The organism is Paenibacillus puldeungensis (genome assembly GCF_042678945.1).
In the GTDB taxonomy this organism is placed as follows: domain Bacteria; phylum Bacillota; class Bacilli; order Paenibacillales; family Paenibacillaceae; genus Fontibacillus; species Fontibacillus puldeungensis.
In genome coordinates this window covers 43,418-50,495 of sequence record NZ_JBHTLM010000031.1, presented here as the reverse complement: position 1 = coordinate 50,495, position 7,078 = coordinate 43,418, and the positions used below count along the sequence as shown (strand labels likewise).

At 45.7% G+C, this 7,078-nt stretch carries 5 protein-coding genes and 1 rRNA gene; 2 read left to right on the top strand and 4 right to left on the bottom strand.

Features of this window, described 5'->3' with window-relative positions; translation table 11 throughout:
* Positions 1-87, top strand: a 5S ribosomal RNA gene (gene rrf, locus ACFQ3W_RS24615); the annotation flags it as partial.
* Between the two features lie 420 nt (positions 88-507).
* On the opposite strand, the gene ACFQ3W_RS24610 is transcribed toward rrf, so the two are convergent.
* The 3 genes from ACFQ3W_RS24610 to ACFQ3W_RS24600 form a co-directional block, all read right to left on the bottom strand.
* Complete coding sequence (locus ACFQ3W_RS24610) at positions 508-978, bottom strand: GNAT family N-acetyltransferase (protein WP_379321881.1); 471 nt, start codon at positions 976-978, stop codon at positions 508-510.
* A gap of 183 nt (positions 979-1,161) precedes the next feature.
* On the bottom strand, positions 1,162-2,490 hold the full coding sequence (locus ACFQ3W_RS24605) for an enhanced serine sensitivity protein SseB (protein WP_379321880.1): 1,329 nt from the start codon (positions 2,488-2,490) through the stop codon (positions 1,162-1,164).
* A gap of 245 nt (positions 2,491-2,735) precedes the next feature.
* A complete protein-coding gene (locus ACFQ3W_RS24600) occupies positions 2,736-4,709 on the bottom strand; it encodes a beta-galactosidase trimerization domain-containing protein (RefSeq protein ID WP_379321879.1) in 1,974 nt (657 codons plus the stop codon).
* Between the two features lie 142 nt (positions 4,710-4,851).
* Here ACFQ3W_RS24600 and ACFQ3W_RS24595 point away from each other — a divergent pair, with 142 nt between their 5' ends.
* Positions 4,852-5,733 (top strand): AraC family transcriptional regulator, encoded by an 882-nt coding sequence (locus ACFQ3W_RS24595; protein ID WP_379321878.1) that lies wholly within the window; start codon positions 4,852-4,854, stop codon positions 5,731-5,733.
* A 19-nt stretch (positions 5,734-5,752) separates the two neighbouring features.
* Here ACFQ3W_RS24595 and ACFQ3W_RS24590 read toward each other — a convergent pair whose 3' ends face one another.
* Positions 5,753-7,012 carry a hypothetical protein gene (locus ACFQ3W_RS24590; RefSeq protein WP_379321877.1) on the bottom strand — a complete coding sequence of 420 codons (1,260 nt, stop codon included), beginning with the start codon at positions 7,010-7,012 and terminating at the stop codon, positions 5,753-5,755.
* Between the last annotated feature and the right edge of the window lie 66 nt (positions 7,013-7,078).

Genomic DNA, 7,078 nt, shown 5'->3' with positions numbered 1-7,078 from the left:
GTACCCATCCCGAACACGACCGTTAAGCCCTCCAGCGCCGATGGTACTTGGACCGAAGGGTCCTGGGAGAGTAGGACGCCGCCAAGCAATAAAGAGCACTGCCGATCACACGGTGGTGCTCTTTTTTTACGATAAATGTTGCCGATATCGGCTGGTGCCACGTTAGAGCTAGGGATTAACTGTATTTCGTGCAGTTATTTTTCCGATTTTTGCAGAGTGAGAGAAAGTAAGTGTAAAAAGTGCAGCTAAATGAGCGGAAATGGCGGAGTAGGCGGTAGTGGCCCTGTTTTAAATGCACTTTTTACAACTAAAGTTCAAAAATGAGAGATACCGGTCAAATTAGATGTACTTTTTACATCTACATGTCGTACGTGCTGGCCATAGACAACCCAAAAGTGTCGTTAGGTTGAGGTGATGAATCCCTCTGACCACATTACGCGTTCACTTTGCATTGTTATGGCATGCATAAACTTGAGTACGTGTGTAAATCTTAATCCCGCATGGTTCCTAAGATTTCAGCTTCTCATACAAAAAGGCGAATTTGGTTTCGCTTTCCCCGATCTTTACATACCCTGCCTTTTCATAAAGATGCTGATTTCTAACGCTGTAATAAGGCGTGCCGAGCACCCATTTTTTTTTATCCGAAAAAAGCTTCTCCATTTCTATGAGTGCAGCATATCCATACCCGTGGTTTTGGAATTTTGGAGCGATGCAAAAATCCTCCAGTTCAACGACATCAGCTCCAATTTCGCGAAGCCAGAAGCAGCCGATCACTTCATGATCGACAACCATTTTGTAGCAGGGATACTGAGTAATTTGTTTTATGCTTTCATTTGGATCGCTATACCACTGTGGACCCCAATACTCGCTGATATCGTGGTCCGGGCCGAATCGTTCCATTTCATCGTCATAGGCATCTGTTTTGATGCGGGTAATAAGCTCAGCGTCCTCAATCGAGGCAGGTATTAACTTTAACATTCTCCAACACATCCTGTTTCTGGGATTTCGATAAGTTCCTCAATTCTAGCATTTCATATATTTCTTCACAAGGAAGAAATATGGACTAAACCAATACAAACTTCCAAAAGAAATAGAACTAAAAAGAGACCTGAGAAGCAATCTTCGCTCCTAGGTCTCTAAAATTTTACCTCGAATTAAAAATTAAAGTAGTCCAAACCGTTTCTTTTTATAAAAAGGGATGAGTTCCTTGACTTCGTTTTCCCAACCGTCCATTTCCATCATATTGAGAATCATGCCGTTCAGATGAGGTGTAGCGGCTCTGGAAATTCCGGCGAATACCTCATCTGGATTTCCTTCAAAATCGACGATGATTAGATAGCTTTGTTCACCATCTTTTATCATTAGCCGCAGGTAAGCCTTTTTAATGCCCTTCTGTTTCTTCATGTGCTCCTTGACCGCATCGATCATTTGATGGGGATATTCCTTGGGTTCGCCAAGCAATACTTGTGTATCTTCCTCAATTGTATGCTTCTCAATGCCCTCAGCGGGAGATTCCTGACGAGCTTTTCGGTATTCCTCAATCATCTTTTTATTGTTCTCATCCATACGAAGCGGAAGGCCATGGCAGTTAATGACGATGCCTTTCATGTTTTCTGAAAGGGCTAAAAGATCATCGTAGGTTCCAATATTGCTGCTCCATACCGTCTTATCATACGCTTTTTCGAATTCGTTCCAGTCGGTAAATGCCGGTAGCCAGTTCGTTTCATCCTGAGCACTCAATACGCCAAATTGAATGATGGTTCCTTTATTTACGGTTACAACACCTTGGTCATTAGGGACAGCTGGCTCCTCCTCTTTAAGTTGCATAGGAATCAAGTATTTAGCTTGAACGACTTCATCCAGCATTTGGTCTTCTAGCATATGGAGCAGTTGATTTCGATTTTCGTCGTTATTTTTAGCGTACAAGGTTTGAAAAAAACGGATTAGCGCATGCTGTAGACGAGGGTTAGTTACTGGAATGCTAATTTCTGGCGTCCCGGTCCAGTCCGGCGGTGGCAATAAATCGTCTCTTTCCAGTTCAACGGTGTATTGACCATTATCAATAAGTAGTTTTGAAATGCCCAGCATATGTAGCTCAGCCAACGTTTTGATGATATTTTCTTTGCTGATCTTCTTCATTTCAAGCATGAGGAGCTGCTGCATAAAATAATCCTCGGCGCTAGCCGCAAATTCCTCCTCTGAAAACAACCAGACCCGGTCGCTCGCATCCAAAAAAGGATAATTTGTATTTTTATCGTAAGCCATGTACAAGGCTTCAGAACTATTGACTTTTTCAAGTAGTACGTTATGAAAAAATTTAATCCGCTCATCAAAATCATCATTGATAAAAGCTTTATTTTCCTTAAAATGCTCTCCGGAATGTATTAAGAAAATGAGTTCTTGAATCTTTAGTTCGAGGCACTCTGCTTCAACTAAAGGACCGTTCAGCAGAAATTTACGGCCGATTTCATCTTTCCTTTGGTCATTCATGGACAACGCTCCTTACTCTATTTGTCTCATTATAGCTTTGAAGCCTGAAAAATAAAAGAAGAGTATAGTCCTATTCTGAGAAGGGCTAAATATTTCCCTGCATTCTCAATCGACAAGTTATATGTTTTAACTAATGCGTTTTTTTCTAGGCGATAACTGCATTTTTCGCGCGAAAAATCTCCTTAAGAAATCGATCGTTAAGTCTAGTAAAAAAGCAGGTGGCCTTGGGCCCCTGCTTTTTGTTATCAAAACTGAAGAACAATCATCTGATGACAAGACCATGTCGGAACAGTATAACTGACTCCCCCGTTTGCTTGCTGGAAGGGGAGGGGAGTCTGCTGTGGAGCCAGGTACACCTCACGCACAGGCTTTGCTGTAGCAATGGTAACCTCGGTATCATTTAGCTGCGGTAGATCTTCGATCACCTCGATATTTTGCCCCCGTCGAACGGGGGAGGCATACAGCAGATGTTGAATCCAGCGGTTCTCGGTTGATTGAACTTGCAGTGTAGTTACGCCTTGTGCTGGCAAATTAGTGCGTACCGTTTTATGGACCAGCAAAAGATCCAGCGCATGGCAAACTATTTCTTTAACAGGTAGGCTTCCCTTGAGCGCGTAATCCTCAAACATATTCCAGGAGATATAGACGCCATCCGGACCTTGAACCATGCCAGGGCCGGCGTCCTGCAAATCGGACGGTGTATGCTGATGCGAGCAGAAGGTGAACAGATCTCGGTTGAAGTAAGAATTCTCCCGGCTTCCGAGTTTGGTGCCGCTTGTCGTTAGCTTTATTTCTTGGCCCTCTGTATACATAATGAACGAAGCGGTGCGCAGCGATGGAAGCTCAAAGTCCGGTCTGAAGTAGGACGGTTTGAAGGAGGAGCTCCCCAGCCATTCTACGCCGAAATCCAACTCGAACTGTGTCCCGTCAGGTGAAAGGCCGGATCGACCCGTAGCGAGGAGCTTGCCTCCTTGAGCGACAAAGGCGGACAGCTTCGCTTTAAGCTGTTCGGTGATCAAAATGGCATCAGGTAAAATGACGACCTTATACTTACTGAAATCAGCTTCTGTATCTACAACATCAAAGAGATAGTGGCCTTCCAGCAAAATCCGGACGGCTCCCGAGTCCGAGGCTGGTCCATATTCGTTAAGCGGCCGTCCGTGTGCATAGACTGCTGCTTCTACGGACAGGAGAGCGATCTCGGCGATCGCTGTCGTTTCGCGGCACCACGCTTCTTTTGCTTCAACTTCACTATAGGCTTCTCCAATGAGCGCATAGGTAGCCGGGTCCATGAAACCGGTTGGGTGGAGTTGGTCGCCAATGGAGATATGAGCGCCGTTCGCAAGACTGAGCGAAGTCTCATATCGTAAAGCGTTTGGATGTTTGTATCCTCCGAACTCTCCCCAGAATGTATGGAATTTCCCCGTCATTCCGAGGAATTCCATGCCCAGCCCTTGGACATATCGTGCCGAAAGCGGAAAATGATCGTAGCCCCAGCCGCCCGTGGGGAGGGATTCCAGCTCCAAATGGGTGTTGATTTGCGCCAAATCGCGGCGCCCGCGGCCCACATGGCCGCTGTTATGAAAAATCGGCATACCTGGCTTGATCCGATGTACAGTTTCGTTGATTTTTTTGGCGTATTTTAAGAACGTTTCCTCCCATAAGGCTTTCATGTCCGCTTTGTTTCGCGGATCGGAGCCGCGTCTTCGAATTTCGGCAACGCAGTACTGGCAGTAGCACTCCCGTATACCTACGATATCGAGAAAGATGCCGTCAGCATCGTACCGACTCACCACTTCTTCTACCTGCGCGGCGAGGATATCCAGGTATGGTGTATTCATGCAAAATTGATGGTAGCCAGGCGTCATGAAATCGGAAGCCCAGTTTGTTTTTTCCTCAGCATTTCGGATGAGCCACTGTGGATGCCTGCGGGCGAGCTTCTCGTCCAGACCTGCGGAAATGTATACCGGTGTCTTAACGCCGATTTCATGCGCCGCTTCAATTTGCGCACCTAGTAAGTCGAAGGAGAGATGCGGGTGCATTTCATTCGCGGTGGATGGGTGGTAAGCCCAACCGTGATGGCATTTTGAGAAAACTGTAATAGAATCGACATGCCCGAGCTTCAGCATCTCCTGAAACTGCTCCTTGGAGAAGCGGCTGCCAATCCCTTCGATCGCTTCGGATGTGTGAAAATCGAGATGAACCTGACGAAATCTCATGTTCTTTGTCCTCCAGTTTGGGTAGTGGTAGAATCGAATCATATGATGACTACCATTCTAAAGAAACTAATCCTTTGATACAGTGGGTAATCACGACTTTTTATAGCACAATTTCTACATAATTGAACAGGAGTGAGGCCTAATGCTTGTGCTAGAACTTAAGGTTCCACCAGCTCCTTTACTGGCAGCAATCGGATATGCGATATGGAAGCCTGGTGTCGTTCATGCCCAGCGTCGGTTTGAGGCGTTTGATATGATTATTTGCACGAAGGGCGCTATTTATATGGAGGAGGAAGGGATTTCTTACGAGGTCAAGCAGGGAATGATGCTAGTATTAGAGCCAGGCAAGCTTCATCGGGGTTACCGGCCAACCGAGGTGGAAACCGAAGTGTACTGGATTCATTTTCAGTGTCCGCCGTCTGCGGAGGTTTCACTGGTGGACAAAACGAGCTGGCAGCAGCCCTTGCTGCCGGGAACAGACCAAGATACAAAGCCGCGTTCGGCCATGATCCACATTCCAAAATTCGCAGAAGTGGATCTTCAGACCATTCGGTCTTTGCTCGATGAGATGCTGGCTTTGCACCAAAGACTCACGTCGTATCGCGCCTTCGAGCTGCATATGCTGTTCGGGCAGTTTCTGCTGCAATTGCAAAACGGCATGCGTCGGAACAGTCCACAGGCACGCTCTTATTTTCTTAGTGAAAAGGTAGCGGCTTATGTAGCCAATCATTTGGAGTTCCCTTTCGACTCTGTGCAGATGGAACGGGACCTGCATTACCATTTTGATTACCTGGCGCGCTGCTTGAAGCAATACACAGGAATGAGCCCGCTGCAGTATCGGCACCATCTACAGATCGACCGTGCCAAACGGCTGCTGACCCATTCCGAGCTTTCACTGGGAAAGATCGGGGAGCAATGTGGCTTTCAGGATCACAATTACTTCACAAGGCTATTCAAGCGACAAACCAACCTGACACCGGGAGAGTATCGGAAGAAGTATCAAGTTTTTGGAACGGGAGAATGAATTTTGGCGACTAGCGAAACTATAAATATTTAGCGTAACCCTTGCAGCTGTAGATCCAGTCCTCGAAAAACTGCTCAACTACGGGCTTGTTCACCTCATCGGCAAGGTTAGCGTATTCCTGGCAAAAAACGTCCAGCGTAACGGGAACACTTTTGTATTTTTCAAGGAAAGTGGTTGTGATTTCGTCAAATCTGGCGGTTCCTATCAGCTCGCAAAGCTCGTGCAAGCAAAGCGCACCGATCGTGTAGCTTTGATCACCATAGCCACGTTGACCAAATTCACATATGGGGACGAGTTTGAATGATCCGCTACCAATGCGGTCTTTCCATAGGGATGCGTACAATGGGACCCGGCTTTCCTTTGTTAAGTATTCCATAACACGCATCTCAAAATAACTCGTAAAAGCTTCGTCAAAAAATCGGATGCTTTGCTGGCTTCGATCAGCGGGCACATTCCACCCTAAGTGAATAAATTCGTGAATAATTTCATTCATTGCATGGATCGATTTTAAGGTAGACTGCTGGACGTAAACGACACCAGCCTCAGAGCATGCAAATGAGCCGAAGCCGTCAGGAATCGCTGCATAAACTATATTAGAAGCAATGTCGCGTTCGCCAAAATGTTGATTTAAAAACCCATGAGCTTTTACCATCGTTTCGTTGATCAACGTGCTTGCGTCATTTGAATTCAATAAATAGAAGCTGCCGGTGGGCAGAGTGGATTTGTGATATTTCGCACATGAACAGTTGAAGAAATGGCTGTGATATTTAGTACCGGAGTAAACATATTGTTTTCGGCCATTTACGTCTCTGACATAAGTCAGTTTCTCGGAAGCAACGACATCGTATCCAGCCGGTACATCGATGACGATCTGAGATTCACCACCAGGCTTAAGCAGGTATTCAGCAAGCTGCTGCTTCGTATTTTCAGAAAATAAGGGATAGCAGAACGTTTCCCAGCGAATAAAAGTAAATTCTGGGGTAATTCGTTCCCGAACATACGGGTTGCAGCCGGTTTTGCCTGTTAACATACCACTATAATCGACTTGCAGATTCTCAAAATTCGCAGGTAGTGATATTTTGTGTACGATATACCCGTCAGAGTCGTCCAACTCGATTTTCTCTATGTATGGGGATACTTCACAACCATCCACTTTCAAGCTATCAATTCTAAAATCTCGGTTCAGCAAAAAGTGAGAAGTGGCGATATCTTCGGCGTTATAAACGCAGTGCCCGTACAATTCCCATTGATTTGGTTCGATTTTGATTCTGATTTCCATAGCGTTTCGCCTCTTTTTGATCTGGTAAGTTATGTCTTTATACTATCAAAAGGAGGCTGCGCAGCA